Here is a 15,544-nt window from a genome sequence, read left to right on the forward strand (position 1 = left end):
TTAACTACCCTCTGAAGCTGGCTCCGCTGACGGCGCGCGCCTCGCATGATATTCACCGGCCTAACTTACTACATTACCTACGACCCTGGCAGGCGCCGTCTGTAACCCTTTGTGAAACTTTGACCGCATAATTTTCGTTACGCGACGTTTGCAATGCGAAATAAAAAAACCTATCGACCCTTTCAAAGACGCTCATCGCTGGCCGAACCCTCGATCCCGCGGAAGCCACGCGCCAACAGATACTGTTCGCGGGAGCGGTCGCGAGACGACAATGGCTTGCGCATCTGCACCTTGTCGAACAACTTGCGGATGCCCTTGTGGTATTCGTCGAAGCCTTCGCCCTGGAAGACCTTGATCAGAAAATCACCGCCTGGACGCAGAACCCGCCCGGCGAGATCCAGGGCCAGTTCGCTGAGAAACATCGCACGGGGCATGTCGACAGCCGCCAATCCACTCATATTGGGGGCCATATCGGAAATCACAAGGTCCACCTGCGTATTTCCGACGGCCTCCAGGATTTTCGCCAGCACGGCGTCTTCTGTGAAATCGCCCTGGATGAAGGTCACATCGGGGATGCTGTCCATCTCCAGGATGTCGGAAGCGATCAAGCGACCTTGCCCGCCAATCAGACGACTGGTCACCTGGGACCACCCACCAGGCGCCGCGCCGAGGTCGATCACGGTCATGCCGGGACGGATGAGCCGGTCCTTTTCCTGGATTTCCAGCAGCTTGTAGCTGGCACGCGAGCGATAGCCGTCTTTCTGCGCCATCTTGACGTATGGATCGTTGAAATGCTCTTTGAGCCAGTTCTGGCTAGTCTTGGAACGGGCCACAGGCCACCTCTGAATAAAAACGGGTCGTGATTAAGTGGGCGGTCCCGGACGCGCTCGGGTAAACTGGCCGCCGCTTTTTTACAAGATCAGACGCAGGGGTCAGATTATGCCGCTCACTCAAGAGCAGAAGAAACAATACAAATCCATTGGCCACCATCTGAAACCGGTTTTGACTGTGGCTGACAACGGTTTGACTGAAGGTGTACTGGCCGAGCTGGAACGCGCCCTGAGCGATCATGAGCTGATCAAGATCAAGCTCAACATCCTCGATCGCGAAGCCCGCCTGGCTGCCATCGCTGAACTGTGCAAGGCCGGCAAGGCCGACCTGGTGCAGGTCATCGGCAAGATGGCGTTGATTTATCGCAAGAATTTCAGCGTCAACAAGCAACTGTCGAACGTTCACCGCTTCAAGTAACGCCAATCAAAGCTCAAGGGTGCGCTTCGCGTACCCTGCCGCTCCACCCCGGAACCGGCTGCAGCACCAGCACCAAGCCAGAGAAACCCAGCACCAGGTAACTGAATACCTGCCACCGACTCGCATCCGGCCAGCCGAGACGCACCGCGAAGAACATCCCGCACGCATACAGCGCCATGAGCAGCAACTGCCCACGAATGTCGCGCCATAGGCTCGAAAGGCCCTCGACCTGAACCAGTACCAAGGCCTGGAATACGACACACACTGCCGAGAAGATGACCAGCAGCAGCGTCAGCATGCCAGCTATTTCATCGATCAGCAGCGGCGCCAGGCCGATCCGACCCAGCACCGGCAGCATACCGATGTGCAGCAACCAGAGGCCGCCCACCCATAACATCTGGGTCAGCTGCCAAAGCATGGCGCCCGCTTTAAGCAGGCGGCCTCGCTCAGATGTGGCGGACTTCGACAATCTCGTACTCGATGACGCCACCCGGCGTCTTTACCGCGACCACATCCCCTTCCTCCTTGGCAATCAAGGCGCGGGCGATGGGCGAACCAACGGATATCTTGCCGAGCTTGATGTCTGCTTCGTCCTCACCAACGATCTGGTAGGTCACGCTTTCATCGGTTTCGACGTTGGCGATTTCCACGGTGGTACCGAAAATCACCTTGCCCGTATGCTCAATCGTTGTGACGTCGATGATCACGGCGTTCTGCATGCGGCCTTCGATATCCCGGATACGCGCCTCGACCATGCCCTGTTCCTCGCGGGCGGCATGGTATTCGGCGTTTTCCTTGAGATCGCCCAATTCGCGGGCCTCACCGATAGCCTGGCTCAAGCGCGGACGCTCGACCTTGGTCAGGTGGGCCAGCTCGGCTTCCAGGGCGCGAGCGCCCTGAACGGTCATGGGGTACTTGGTTATGCTCATGCCTTCAATCCTGCATGTAGATCCTGCAAGCGGCGCACGGTCTTCTCGGGACCGAACTTGAGCGCTTCGCAGATCGCTTCGCCCGCAGCAATGGTCGTTGTGCAATAGATCTTGTGCTGCAGTGCATTGCGACGAATGGAATAGGAATCGGCGATCGACTGGCGACCCTCAGTGGTGTTGATGATCAGCGTGACTTCGTCATTCTTGATCATGTCGACCACATGCGGACGCCCTTCGGTCACCTTGTTCACGCGGCGCACTTTCAGGCCCGCCGCCTCGATCACTTTGGCGGTACCGGCAGTGGCAACCACTTCGAAGCCCAAGTTGATCAGATCACGGGCCACGCCTGCAACCAGTGGCTTGTCGTCATTACGCACGCTGATGAACGCCGTGCCGCCTGTTGGCAGGACTTCGCTGGCGCCCATCTGGGCCTTGGCGAAAGCCTCGCCGAAGGTGTCGCCCACCCCCATCACTTCACCGGTGGACTTCATTTCCGGGCCGAGGATCGGGTCCACACCAGGGAATTTGGCGAATGGGAACACCGCCTCTTTCACGCTATAGAAGTTCGGAATGATTTCCTTGGTGAAGTTCAGTTCGGCCAGGGTCTTGCCGGCCATGACGCGCGCCGCGATCATCGCCAGGGAAACACCGATGCACTTGGACACGAACGGCACGGTACGGGACGCGCGCGGGTTGACCTCGATGACGTAGATGTCTTCGCCCTGAAGCGCCAGCTGCACGTTCATCAGGCCGACCACACCCAGTTCCAGGGCCATTTTCTTGACCTGCTCGCGCATTTCGTCCTGCAGGTGCGCCGGCAACGAGTACGGCGGCAGCGAACAGGCCGAGTCGCCGGAGTGAACGCCAGCCTGCTCGATGTGCTGCATGATCGCGCCGATCACCACGTCCTTGCCGTCACAGACCGCATCCACGTCCATTTCGATGGCGCAGTTGAGGAAATGGTCCAGCAGCACCGGGCTGTCGTTGGACACCTGGACCGCTTCGCGCAGGTAGCGCTTGAGCTCTTCCTCTTGATAGACGATTTCCATCGCCCGACCGCCCAGTACATAGGATGGACGCACCACCAGCGGATAACCGATCTTGGCGGCAGCACGAATCGCTTCATCTTCGCTGCGCACGGTGGCGTTAGGTGGCTGACGCAGGTTCAGGCGCTCGACCATCTGCTGGAAGCGCTCACGGTCTTCGGCGCGGTCGATCGCATCCGGGCTGGTACCGATGATCGGCACGCCGGCGGCCTCCAGGGCACGGGCCAGTTTCAGCGGCGTCTGGCCGCCATACTGGACGATCACGCCCTTTGGCTTCTCGACGCGAACGATTTCCAGCACGTCTTCCAGGGTCACTGGCTCGAAGTACAGGCGATCGGAGGTGTCGTAGTCGGTGGATACGGTTTCCGGGTTGCAGTTGACCATGATGGTCTCATACCCATCGTCGCGCAGGGCCAGTGCGGCGTGTACGCAGCAATAGTCGAACTCGATACCCTGGCCGATCCGGTTCGGACCGCCGCCCAGGATCATGATCTTGTCACGGCCCGATGGCGCCGCCTCGCACTCTTCCTCGTACGTGGAGTACAGGTAGGCGGTGTCGGTGGCGAATTCGGCGGCGCAAGTGTCGACGCGCTTGTAGACCGGGAACACTTCGAGCTTGTGGCGATGCGCACGCAGGCTCTTCTCGGTCACACCCAGCAGCTTGGCCAGGCGCATGTCGGAGAAACCCTTGCGCTTGAGGCGGAACATGGTATCGCGGTCGATACTGGACATGCCCAGGGTCTTGACCTTCTCCTCTTCCTTGACCAGATCTTCGATCTGCACCAGGAACCATGGATCGATCATGTTCATGCCGAAGATCTGCTCGACGGTCATGCCGGCACGGAAGGCGTCGGCCACGTACCAGATACGCTCGGCACCCGGCACGGTCAGCTCGCGCTTGAGCTCGCTCATGCTTTCCGGGTTGTTCAGGTCGACCTTCGGATCGAGACCGCAAACACCCACTTCCAGGCCACGAAGCGCTTTCTGCAGGGATTCCTGGAACGTCCGGCCGATGGCCATGACTTCACCCACCGACTTCATCTGGGTCGTCAGGCGGGCGTCGGCCTTGGCGAATTTCTCGAAGGCGAAACGTGGCAGCTTGGTAACGACGTAGTCGATGGACGGTTCGAAGGATGCCGGGGTCTTGCCGCCGGTGATGTCGTTCGACAACTCGTCCAGGGTGTAGCCGACGGCCAGCTTGGCGGCGACCTTGGCGATCGGGAAGCCGGTCGCCTTGGAGGCCAGGGCCGACGAACGGGACACCCGCGGGTTCATCTCGATGACCACCATCCGGCCTGTGTTCGGGCAGATGCCGAACTGGACGTTGGAACCGCCGGTTTCCACGCCGATCTCGCGCAGTACCGCCAGGGAGGCGTTACGCAGGATCTGGTATTCTTTGTCGGTCAGGGTCTGGGCCGGCGCGACGGTGATCGAGTCACCGGTGTGCACACCCATCGGGTCGAAGTTTTCGATGGAGCAGACGATGATGCAGTTGTCCTTTTTGTCGCGGACCACTTCCATCTCGTACTCTTTCCAGCCGATCAGCGATTCGTCGATCAGCAGTTCCTTGGTCGGCGACAGGTCCAGGCCACGGGAGCAGATCTCTTCGAATTCTTCACGGTTGTAAGCGATGCCACCACCTGTGCCACCCATGGTGAAGGAGGGACGGATGATGCAAGGGAAACCGAGGCGCTCCAGCACGGCGTTGGCTTCTTCCATGCTGTGGGCGATGCCCGAGCGCGGGCATTCCAGGCCGATGGATTTCATCGCCTTGTCGAAACGCGAGCGGTCTTCGGCCTTGTCGATGGTGTCGGCATTGGCGCCGATCATTTCCACACCGAACTTCTCCAGGACGCCTTCACGCTCGAGGTCCAGGGCGCAGTTCAGCGCGGTCTGGCCACCCATGGTCGGCAACAGCGCGTCCGGGCGCTCCTTTTCGATGATCTTGGCAACGGTCTGCCACTTGATCGGCTCGATATAGGTGGCGTCGGCCATGGCCGGGTCGGTCATGATGGTGGCCGGGTTGGAGTTCACCAGGATGACGCGGTAGCCCTCCTCGCGCAGGGCCTTGCAGGCCTGGGCGCCGGAATAGTCGAACTCGCAGGCCTGGCCGATGACGATCGGGCCAGCGCCGAGAATCAGGATGCTTTTTATGTCTGTACGTTTTGGCATGGGTTTGTCACTCAAATCCGCAGGTCTGTCGGCTAGGCCGTCGAACAATCTTTGAAGCGCCCGCAGGGGCCTCCGCATGCGGGGCCGCCCTCGGGCTTCACGCGGTCAGCGTCGCTTGGCCATTTCATTGATGAAGCGATCGAACAGCGGAGCCACATCGTTCGGGCCCGGGCTGGCTTCAGGGTGGCCCTGGAAGCTGAAGGCGCTCTTGTCGGTTCGCTCGATACCTTGCAGCGTGCCATCGAACAGCGACTTGTGGATTGCCCGCACATTGGCCGGCAGGGTCGCTTCGTCCACGGCGAAGCCGTGGTTCTGGCTGGTGATCATCACGACACCGGTATCCAGGTCCTGGACCGGGTGGTTGGCGCCATGATGGCCGTGGCCCATCTTCAGCGTCTTGGCGCCCGAGGCCAGGGCCAGCAACTGGTGACCGAGGCAGATGCCGAAGACCGGAATCTCGGTTTCCAGCACATCCTTGATCGCCTGGATTGCATAGTCGCAAGGCTCGGGGTCGCCCGGGCCGTTGGACAGGAACACACCGTCGGGCTTGAGGGCCAGGACGTCGGCCGCCGGGGTCTGCGCCGGGACCACGGTCACACGGCAGCCGCGCGCCACGAGCATACGCAGGATGTTCAGCTTGACGCCGTAGTCGTATGCAACGACGTGGTACGGCAATTCGGACGCTTCGATCGTCGGATGGCCGTCGATCTTCAGGTCCCAGACCGAGGAGCGCCACTCGTACTGCTGCTTGGTGCTGACCACCTTGGCCAGGTCCATGCCCTTCAGGCCAGGGAAGCCTTGGGCGGCGGCGATGGCCGCTTCTTCGCAAATGTTGTCTCCGGCCATGATGCAGCCGTCCTGCGCGCCTTTTTCCCGGAGGATGCGAGTCAGGCGACGGGTGTCGATTCCAGCGATCGCCACGACGTTGTTGGCTTTCAGGTAGTCGGACAGGGACATGGTGTTACGCCAGTTGCTCGCTACCAGCGGCAGGTCACGGATGACCAGGCCGGCGGACCAGACACGATCGGACTCGGCGTCTTCCGGCGTGGTGCCGGTGTTGCCGATGTGCGGGTAAGTCAGGGTAACGATCTGCTGGGCGTAGGAAGGATCGGTAAGAATTTCCTGATAGCCGGTCATTGCGGTGTTAAACACCACCTCACCAACGGTCTGACCGTCGGCTCCAATGGCTTCGCCGCGAAAAATGCTGCCATCAGCAAGGGCGAGTATGGCTGGCTTAGTCAAGAAGACCTCCCGTAAATAAAGCCTGAAAGGGCGATCGCAGGTTGTAAAAAAGCGGAGTGACGTATGGACACGTCACCCCGCTTCTTTACACTGAATTATTCTGCGCGCTTTTAGTGGACACACTAAAGCTGTAGCTTACAGAAAAAGGCTTTTTTGGTCCACCGCTAATGAGCCTTAAAGGCAGGGGAATGCGACAGGGCGTCGCGAAGCGGTGCAAAACGGGGCTCAGTGTAACCCGAACCCCGCCTCGAAGACATCAACGCAGGTCGAGGACGTCCTGCATGTCGTACAGCCCAGGCTCGCGCCCATCCAGCCACAGCGCGGCACGCACGGCGCCCTTGGCGAATGTCATCCGACTGGAAGCCTTATGGGTGATTTCCAGGCGCTCGCCTTCGGTGGCGAACAGCACGGTATGGTCACCTACCACATCCCCGCCACGCACGGTCGCGAAACCGATGGTGTCCCGCTCCCGCGCGCCGGTGTGCCCCTGGCGCCCATAGACCGCCACTTCCTGCAGGTCACGCCCCAGCGCATCGGCAATCACTTCCCCCATGCGCAAGGCGGTGCCCGATGGTGCATCGATCTTGTGCCGGTGATGCGCCTCGATGATTTCGATATCCGCATCATCCCCCAGCACGCGAGCGGTCAGGTCAAGCAATTTCAGCGACAGGTTCACGCCGACGCTGAAGTTCGCCGCGAACACGATCGGAATATCCTTGCCAGCATCCGCGAGCAATTGCTTCTGCGCGGCATCCAGGCCAGTGGTACCGATGACCATGGCCTTACCGTGCTTGCGGCAGACGGCGAGGTTCTTCAGCATGACATCCGGCAGCGTGAAATCGATCAGGACATCGAACTCGTCCAGCACCTTTTCCAGGCCACCGGACATCGGGACACCGATACGCCCAAGGGAGGCCAGTTCACCGGCATCAGCCCCCACCAGGGTGCTGTCAGGCCGAACGATGGCCGCCGTCAGCCCCGAGAGCGGCGAACGCTGCTGCACGGCCTCGACCAACGCCTTGCCCATGCGCCCTGCAGCGCCCATCACAGCTATACGTCGCATGCGACCTCCTTACAGATCGCCGAAGAAGCGCTTCACGCCTTCGAACCAACCGGTGGTTTTCGGTGAGTGACTGTTGTCGTCGGCCAGCGAGCTGCGGAACTCTTCCAGCAATTCGCGCTGACGACGACTCAGATTCACCGGCGTCTCTACCGCGACACGACACATCAGGTCACCGGCACCGCCGCCACGCACGGGAGCGACGCCCTTGCCGCGAATCCGGAACTGCTTGCCGGTCTGCGTCCCCTCGGGGATCTTCAGCTTCACCCGGCCATCCAGGGTCGGGATCTCGAGTTCGCCACCCAGCGCTGCGTCGACGAAGCTGATCGGCACCTCACAGAACAGATGCTTGCCGTCGCGCTGGAAGATCGAGTGCTCACGCACGTTGATCACCACATACAGGTCGCCAGTCGGGCCACCCTGGGCACCCGCTTCGCCTTCACCGGACAGGCGGATGCGGTCACCGGTATCGACACCGGCCGGCACCTTGACCGACAGCGTCTTGTATTCTTCGACACGGCCTTCGCCATGGCAGGAATCGCACGGGTCGGAAATGATTCTGCCTTGGCCATGGCAACGCGGGCAGGTCTGCTGCACCGAGAAGAAGCCTTGCTGCATGCGAACCTGACCGATACCGCCGCAGGTCGGGCAGGTAACCGGCGAGGACCCTTTCTTGGCCCCCGAACCGTCGCACGGCTTGCAATTGACCAGCGTCGGCACGCGGATGTTGACGGTGGTGCCGCGCACCGCTTCTTCCAGATTCAATTCCAGCGTGTAGCGCAAGTCGCTGCCACGCTGGGCGCCGCCCCGGGCACCGCCGCGACCGCCACCGAAGAAATCACTGAACACGTCGCCGAAGATATCGGAGAAGTTCTGACCGCCGAACCCGGCACCGCCACCGCCCATGCTCGGATCGATACCGGCATGGCCATACTGGTCGTAAGCCGCACGCTTGCTGGAGTCGGACAGCACTTCGTACGCTTCGTTGGCTTCCTTGAACAGCTCTTCCGACGCTTTATCGCCGGGATTACGGTCCGGGTGATGCTTCATTGCCAGGCGACGATAAGCCTTTTTCAGCTCCGCCTCGCTGGCCCCCCGCTCTACACCCAATACTTCGTAAAAATCACGCTTCGCCATTAGTCTTTGCACTCTTATAGGACGTCCGGCAAAACTCTCCTGAGCCTCGCCCAACTCGTTGAGCCCCCAAAACAGGCTCGGACCCAACGCCGATTCAACGATCCTGGTCTTAAATCTTTCAGCCAGGTACCCGGCCAAAACGCAGCGCCTGTCGTTCGGAAAGCAGGAGCATTCCCGATCACGCCGCCAGCACCCGAACGCTGTCGCATGCTGTAAAAATTCGTTGGCTCCAGACACGCCAACGCGGGAGCAAGCCCCCGCGCGGCGACATCCTACCAGTCACCGCACAAACGCAGTCAACCGGCCGACCAACAAGCAATTACTTGTTTTCTTTCACTTCTTCGAACTCGGCATCGACGACATCGTCAGCCTTGCCAGCCGATTCGCCTTGCTGCGCAGCACCTTCAGCCGGCTGAGCCTGTTCGGCGTACATCTTCTGGGCCACTGGAGCGGAGACTTTGGACAGCTCCTCGATCTTCGCTTCGATGGCAGCCTTGTCGTCGCCTTTGACGGCAGCTTCCAGGGCAACCACGGCCGCTTCGATCGCAGTCTTCTCTTCAGCGGTCACTTTGTCGCCGGCATCCGCCACCATCTTGCGAGTCGAGTGCACCAGCGCATCACCCTGGTTACGGGCACTGGCCAGCTCTTCGAACTTGCGGTCTTCCTCGGCGTTGACCTCGGCATCGCGAACCATCTGCTGGATTTCTTCCTCGGACAGACCGGAGTTGGCCTTGATCACGATCGACTGAGTCTTGCCGGTAGCCTTGTCCTTCGCACCTACGTGCAGAATGCCGTTGGCGTCGATGTCGAAGGTCACTTCGATTTGCGGCACGCCACGTGGAGCCGGTGGAATCTCGGCCAGGTCGAACTTGCCCAGGGACTTGTTCTGGGCAGCCTGCTTGCGCTCACCTTGCAGCACGTGGATGGTCACCGCGCTCTGGTTGTCGTCGGCAGTCGAGAACACCTGGGATTTCTTGGTAGGAATCGTGGTGTTCTTCTCGATCAGCGCAGTCATCACACCGCCCATGGTTTCGATACCCAGGGTCAGCGGGCTGACGTCGAGCAGCAGAACGTCCTTCACGTCACCGGCCAGAACGGCGCCCTGGATGGCAGCACCCATGGCAACGGCTTCGTCCGGGTTAACGTCTTTGCGTGGCTCCTTGCCGAAGAAATCGGTAACCAGCTTCTGGACCAGCGGCATACGGGTCTGACCGCCGACGAGGATCACGTCGTTGATCGCGCCAACGTCGATACCGGCATCCTTCATCGCGATGCGGCAAGGTTCAATGGTGCGCTGAACCAGGTCTTCAACCAGTGCTTCGAGCTTGGCACGGGAGATTTTCACGTTCAGGTGCTTAGGACCGGTGGCGTCTGCGGTGATGTACGGCAGGTTCACGTCGGTCGACTGGCTCGAAGACAGCTCGATCTTGGCTTTCTCGGCAGCTTCCTTCAGACGCTGCATCGCCAGCGGGTCACCCTTGAGGTTCATGCCGGTTTCTTTCTTGAACTCGTCGACCAGGTAGTCGATCAGGCGGATGTCGAAGTCCTCGCCACCGAGGAAGGTGTCACCGTTGGTGGCCAATACTTCGAACTGGTGCTCGCCATCGACTTCCGCGATTTCGATCACGGAAACGTCGAAGGTACCACCACCCAGGTCATACACGATCACGGTGTGATCGCCCTTGGCCTTGTCCATGCCGTACGCCAGGGCGGCGGCAGTCGGTTCGTTGATGATACGTTTTACGTCCAGGCCCGCGATGCGGCCGGCGTCCTTGGTAGCCTGACGCTGGCTGTCGTTGAAGTAGGCCGGTACGGTGATGACCGCCTCGGTCACAGCCTCGCCGAGGTAATCTTCGGCGGTCTTCTTCATTTTCTTCAGGATTTCAGCCGAGATCTGTGGCGGAGCCATTTTCTGGCTGTTCACTTCGACCCAGGCGTCGCCGTTGTCGGCCTTGGCGATCTTGTACGGCACCATCTTGATGTCTTTCTGAACGACTTCTTCGTCGAACTTGCGACCGATCAGACGCTTCACCGCGTACAGGGTGTTGTGCGGATTGGTCACTGCCTGGCGCTTGGCCGACTGGCCCACCAGGATTTCGCCGTCGTTGGCGTACGCGATGATCGACGGCGTGGTACGCGCGCCTTCAGCGTTTTCGATAACCTTGGCCTTGCCGTTTTCCAATACGGAGACGCACGAGTTGGTGGTCCCCAGGTCAATACCGATGATCTTGCCCATGTTAACTCTCCCGGAACTTGGATTTTGTTGCCGCAGCAGTGGTGGCTAACTGCGGTAGCACTTAAACGCTTGACTTCTTAAATGGGGCCACTGCGCCCGATTTCAAGCCTGCTCGTCGATAGAAGGTGAAACCGGTGCCGGCGCCTTGCTGACCACGACCATGGCCGGACGCAACAGGCGGCCGTTGAGCAGGTAGCCTTTCTGGAAAACTTTCAGCACGCTGTTCGGCTCGACGTCGGCACTTTCCTGCATCGCCATGGCCTGGTGGTGCTCGGCGTTGAAGGGTTCGCCGTGAGGATCGATGGCTTCCAGCTGATAACGCTTGAGGGTGTCCTGAAACATCTTCAGGGTCAGCTCGATGCCTTCGCGCATCGGACGAATGTTCTCGTCGTCCGGGCTGGACAGTTCCAGGCCGCGCTCCAGACTGTCGATGATCGGCAGCAGGTCGCCGGCGAACCGCTCCAAGGCGAATTTGTGAGCCTTTTCAACATCCTGCTCGGCGCGACGGCGAACGTTCTGCAGGTCGGCTGCGACACGCAACGCCTGATCCTGCGCACCCGCCAGTTGCTCCTCGAGCACTTGCACACGTGCCGCCAGGTCTTCGCCCGAATCCTGGGGAGCCTGATTGGTGTCTAGATTTTGCGTATCCGGTGTCTGTTCGTCAGCCATAGATTTCTCCTTTCAATTTCGTCCGCGAGGCTCGACTCGCGCTTCTGCCCCCGTATATGGGGCCGGGTTTTCCAGCTTCAAGGGCCGACCGACGAATTGACCTTACAAAAAACAGCTGCATATCTATTACCGGTCGCGCTAAGAAATCCCACTACCCAAGCAAATCGAGCTAAGCGAAGGCATTGTCAGTCGAAAACAAAACACTGTATAAATAACCAGACCTGAAGCCTGGGAGCGGCCTTTATGCTGGTTCACCTGTCCGTACACAATTACGCCATCGTCGAACACCTCGACCTTGAACTCGATCGAGGCATGAGCGTGATCACCGGTGAAACCGGCGCCGGCAAGTCCATCATGCTGGACGCCCTGGGCCTGACCCTGGGCGACCGCGCCGACAGCGGCGTCGTGCGGCCCGGGGCGGACAAGGCCGACATCCTGGCCACCTTCGACCTGGTGGATATCCCCGAGGCCAGCGCCTGGCTGGCCGAGCGCGACCTGGATACCGACGGTCTGTGCATCCTGCGCCGGGTCATCACCGCGGAGGGGCGTTCCCGGGGCTACATCAATGGCACGCCCTGCCCCCTGGGTGATCTCAAGGCCCTTGGCGAGCTGCTGATCGACATTCACAGCCAGCACGAACACCAGTCCCTGCTCAAGACCGATACCCATCGCCGCCTGCTCGATGAATACGCCGGCGCGACCGACCTGGCCCGCCAGGTCCAGCTGGCCGCCCAGCGCTGGCGCCAGACCCGGCAGGAACTGGACCGGCTCTCCAACTCCGGCGACGAACAACGTGCCCGCCATCAATTGCTGAGCTACCAGCTCGAAGAGCTGGAAAACCTGGCGCTGGGTGAAAACGAGCTGGAGGAGCTGGAGCAGGAACACAAGAACCTGACCAATGCCGAAACCCTGCTGGGCATCTGTCGGCAAGTGGTCGAGCAATGCAGCGAAAGCGATTCGGGCAACGTCCTCAGCGCCCTGACCGCCAGCCTGAACCGGCTCACCAGCGTGAACAATTCCGTCGGCTCGCTGAGCGAAGCGACCAACCTGCTGACCAGCGCCCAGATCCAGGTCGAGGAAGCCGTCGGAGAACTGAACCGGTTCCTCGATCACTTCGACGCCGACCCGGCGCGCCTGCAATACCTGGAAGAACGCCTGGACACGATCTATACGCTGGCCCGCAAGCACCGTGTCCAGCCGACCGACGTCATCGAGCTGCAACAGCGCCTGCTCGATGAACTCGAAACCCTGAACGCCAACGATGAATCCATCGAACGCCTGGGCGACGAACTGGCCTCCTATGCCCGCCACTATCAGGAAAAGGCCAAGGAGCTCAGCGAGCTGCGCCACCAGGCCGCGACGAAGCTGGCCAGCGCCGTGGAGCAGGAGATCCAGCGCCTGGGCATGCCAGGCGGCCGTTTCGCCATCGAATTGCACCCCAACGCCGGCGACGAACTGCAGCCCAACGGACTGGAGCAGGTGGAGTTACTGGTCAGCGCCAACCCGGGACAACCGCTCAAGGCGTTGGCAAAAGTCGCATCCGGCGGCGAATTGTCTCGGATCAGCTTGGCCATCCAGGTCATCACCGCGCAGACCTCACGCGTACCGACCCTGGTATTCGACGAGGTGGACGTGGGCATTGGCGGTCCCACGGCGGAAATTGTCGGTCAGCTGCTACGCCGTTTAGGCGAACGCGGCCAGGTCCTGACGGTGACCCACCTGCCCCAGGTTGCCGCACAGGGGCATCAGCACCTGTTTGTCCACAAGGTAAGGGGCGAGGAAGACACTCGTACCGCCGTGTCCAAGCTCAACAAGAGCGAGCGAGTCGAAGAAGTGGCGCGCATGCTCGGGGGCATCGACCTGACCAAGGAGTCCTTGGCTCACGCGAAGAAAATGGTCGTCGCGACAAAAATCTGAAGAGCTGAAATGTAAAAAGGCGACCCCAGGGTCGCCTTTTTACATTTCGAAAGCTTATTTCTTTTTACGTACGTGCAAGACAAGATGGTGATCGATCAGCTCGAAACCATAGTCTTCAGCAATTGCTTTTTGCAGCTTTTCGATTTCAGGACTGACGAATTCGATGACCTCACGGCTTTCCACGTCCACCATGTGATCGTGATGTTCCCCGTCAGCCAGTTCGAAAACCGCATGACCGCCATCGAAATTATGACGAGCCACAAGCCCGGCAGCCTCGAATTGAGTCAGTACACGGTAAACCGTGGCCAGACCGACGTCCTCGCCAGCTTCCATGAGGGCCTTGTAGACGTCTTCGGCACTCATGTGCCGCTGCTCGGCGGAGTCGAGCATTTGCAGAATCTTGACCCTTGGCAAGGTCACCTTGAGGCCTGCTTTGCGTAGTTCGCTATTTTCAACCATGGTCAGCTTTCTCGCGATGCTGCTTCGCAGCTTCTCTTAATGCGGGTATGATCGGCGTTTACGTTGTCCCAGCCAAGATAGTGGAAGTCGCCCACCGATGCAAAACACCAAGCTCTTGCTAACCAGTTTCACCTTCGTGGGACTGCTCGCACTCGCCGGTTGTTCATTCCCCGGGGTTTACAAAATCGACATCCAGCAGGGCAATGTCGTCACGCAGGACATGATAGACCAGTTACGCCCCGGAATGACCCGTCGGCAAGTACGGTTTATCATGGGTAACCCCCTGTTGACCGACACGTTCCACGCCGATCGCTGGGATTATCTCTACAGCTTGCAGCCTGGCGGCGGTGAGCGCCAGCAGGAACGCATCAGCGTTATCTTCAATGCCAATGACCAACTCGTCAGCCTGTCGGGCGATTTCATGCCTGGCGTAAGCCGTGACGAAGCCATCATGGGCAAGGAAAGCGGTACTACCGTCACCGATCCGACCAAGAACACCGAGCAGCAGGAACCGGAAAAACCGGCCAAGCCAGGCTCGTTGCTGGACCAGATCCAGAAGGACGTCGACAGCGTCGAGACCGTACCGGTCCCGACACCGGAGCCACTGGACACGTCGCCGCAATAAACCGCATCTAAATAAAAAACCCGGCATGCCGGGTTTTTTATCGCCTGTAAAACAGCCTTGGCTACTTACTGGACTGACGCGCCTGGGCGGCCTTGGCCGCACGCAAGCGGCGGATCTCTTTCGGATCTGCCAGCAATGGTCGATAGATTTCGAGCCGATCGCCTGCCTGCACCACCTGGCGTTCCGGATCGGCAACCACCTTGCCGAAGATACCGACCGGACAGGTCGCCAGGTCCAGTCCGGCAAACGCCTGGGCCATGCCCGATGTTTCCAGCGCGGTGCGCACCGTGGTCCCCTCCGGCACGGCAAAGCCCCGCAGGACCTGACGCTCGGCGGTGGCATACACCACTTCTATCTCGATCAACGCTTGAGCTCTGCATTCTGCTTGGCGCGCTGGCAGAACGCATCGACCAGGGTGTTGGCCGCCTGATTGAACAACGGCCCCAGCGTGGCCCGCACCAGCGGCCCCGCATAGTCGAACGAGAGATCCAGGCTGATCTTGCAGGCCTTGTCACCCAACGGCTTGAACACCCAGATGCCATGGAGCTGATTGAAAGGCCCCTCTTCCAGGTTCATTTCAATGGATTGTCCCGGCACCAGGGTATTGCGCGTGACGAAATGCTGGCTCAGCCCGCCCTTGGCGACATTGAGGCTGGCGCGCATGTGGGTTTCGGAGCTTTCAAGCACCTCGGCCGATGAGCACCAGGGCAAGAACTGCGGGTAGCTCGCCACATCGTTGACCAGGTCGTACAGCGCCTGCGCCGGGTAGGGCAGCAAGGCCGAGCGTTGAATATGTGTCGTCAT

Annotated in this window: 15 protein-coding genes; 3 read left to right on the plus strand and 12 right to left on the minus strand. The window is 60.2% G+C overall.

The window, feature by feature from the left end; genetic code table 11:
- Positions 1–182: 182 nt before the first annotated feature.
- Positions 183–833 (minus strand): 23S rRNA (uridine(2552)-2'-O)-methyltransferase RlmE, encoded by a 651-nt coding sequence (rlmE, locus tag BW992_RS03280; protein ID WP_053152126.1) that lies wholly within the window; start codon positions 831–833, stop codon positions 183–185.
- A 106-nt stretch (positions 834–939) separates the two neighbouring features.
- On the opposite strand from rlmE, the gene BW992_RS03285 reads away from it, so the two are divergent.
- On the plus strand, positions 940–1,248 hold the full coding sequence (locus tag BW992_RS03285; protein WP_072388561.1) for a YhbY family RNA-binding protein: 309 nt from the start codon (positions 940–942) through the stop codon (positions 1,246–1,248).
- Positions 1,249–1,261: 13 nt separating this feature from the next.
- On the opposite strand, the gene BW992_RS03290 is transcribed toward BW992_RS03285, so the two are convergent.
- The 8 genes from BW992_RS03290 to grpE all read right to left on the minus strand — a co-directional run bounded on the left by BW992_RS03290 (position 1,262) and on the right by grpE (position 11,739).
- Positions 1,262–1,666: an MFS transporter gene (locus tag BW992_RS03290; RefSeq protein WP_072458704.1), complete on the minus strand. Its 405-nt coding sequence runs from the start codon at positions 1,664–1,666 to the stop codon at positions 1,262–1,264.
- A gap of 28 nt (positions 1,667–1,694) precedes the next feature.
- Entirely contained in the window at positions 1,695–2,171 is a 477-nt protein-coding gene (greA, locus tag BW992_RS03295) for a transcription elongation factor GreA (RefSeq protein WP_072388757.1), read from the minus strand.
- A gap of 2 nt (positions 2,172–2,173) precedes the next feature.
- Positions 2,174–5,395 carry a carbamoyl-phosphate synthase large subunit gene (carB, locus tag BW992_RS03300; protein ID WP_072388565.1) on the minus strand — a complete coding sequence of 1,074 codons (3,222 nt, stop codon included), beginning with the start codon at positions 5,393–5,395 and terminating at the stop codon, positions 2,174–2,176.
- 105 nt (positions 5,396–5,500) lie between these two features.
- On the minus strand, positions 5,501–6,637 hold the full coding sequence (gene carA / locus BW992_RS03305; protein WP_072430732.1) for a glutamine-hydrolyzing carbamoyl-phosphate synthase small subunit: 1,137 nt from the start codon (positions 6,635–6,637) through the stop codon (positions 5,501–5,503).
- 256 nt (positions 6,638–6,893) lie between these two features.
- Entirely contained in the window at positions 6,894–7,700 is an 807-nt protein-coding gene (gene dapB / locus BW992_RS03310; protein ID WP_072388569.1) for a 4-hydroxy-tetrahydrodipicolinate reductase, read from the minus strand.
- 9 nt (positions 7,701–7,709) lie between these two features.
- Positions 7,710–8,834: a molecular chaperone DnaJ gene (gene dnaJ / locus BW992_RS03315; protein ID WP_072388571.1), complete on the minus strand. Its 1,125-nt coding sequence runs from the start codon at positions 8,832–8,834 to the stop codon at positions 7,710–7,712.
- Between the two features lie 319 nt (positions 8,835–9,153).
- A complete protein-coding gene (gene dnaK / locus BW992_RS03320) occupies positions 9,154–11,070 on the minus strand; it encodes a molecular chaperone DnaK (RefSeq protein ID WP_072388573.1) in 1,917 nt (638 codons plus the stop codon).
- Between the two features lie 102 nt (positions 11,071–11,172).
- Entirely contained in the window at positions 11,173–11,739 is a 567-nt protein-coding gene (gene grpE / locus BW992_RS03325) for a nucleotide exchange factor GrpE (RefSeq protein ID WP_076405582.1), read from the minus strand.
- A gap of 243 nt (positions 11,740–11,982) precedes the next feature.
- On the opposite strand from grpE, the gene recN reads away from it, so the two are divergent.
- The gene (gene recN / locus BW992_RS03330; RefSeq protein WP_076405584.1) at positions 11,983–13,656 is read left to right on the plus strand and encodes a DNA repair protein RecN; all 1,674 of its coding nucleotides are present in this window, start codon (positions 11,983–11,985) and stop codon (positions 13,654–13,656) included.
- Positions 13,657–13,710: 54 nt separating this feature from the next.
- Here the strand turns inward: recN and fur are convergent, their stop codons facing one another.
- Positions 13,711–14,115 (minus strand): ferric iron uptake transcriptional regulator, encoded by a 405-nt coding sequence (fur, locus tag BW992_RS03335; RefSeq protein ID WP_072388579.1) that lies wholly within the window; start codon positions 14,113–14,115, stop codon positions 13,711–13,713.
- 97 nt (positions 14,116–14,212) lie between these two features.
- Here fur and BW992_RS03340 point away from each other — a divergent pair, with 97 nt between their 5' ends.
- Entirely contained in the window at positions 14,213–14,740 is a 528-nt protein-coding gene (locus BW992_RS03340) for an outer membrane protein assembly factor BamE (protein WP_072458706.1), read from the plus strand.
- 61 nt (positions 14,741–14,801) lie between these two features.
- Here BW992_RS03340 and BW992_RS03345 read toward each other — a convergent pair whose 3' ends face one another.
- Positions 14,802–15,104, minus strand: a complete 303-nt coding sequence (locus BW992_RS03345) for an RnfH family protein (protein WP_072388583.1) — start codon at positions 15,102–15,104, stop codon at positions 14,802–14,804.
- Entirely contained in the window at positions 15,101–15,544 is a 444-nt protein-coding gene (locus tag BW992_RS03350; protein ID WP_072388585.1) for a type II toxin-antitoxin system RatA family toxin, read from the minus strand. Before BW992_RS03350 ends, BW992_RS03345 begins: the two co-directional genes overlap by 4 nt.

The organism is Pseudomonas sp. 7SR1 (assembly GCF_900156465.1).
Lineage (GTDB): Bacteria > Pseudomonadota > Gammaproteobacteria > Pseudomonadales > Pseudomonadaceae > Aquipseudomonas.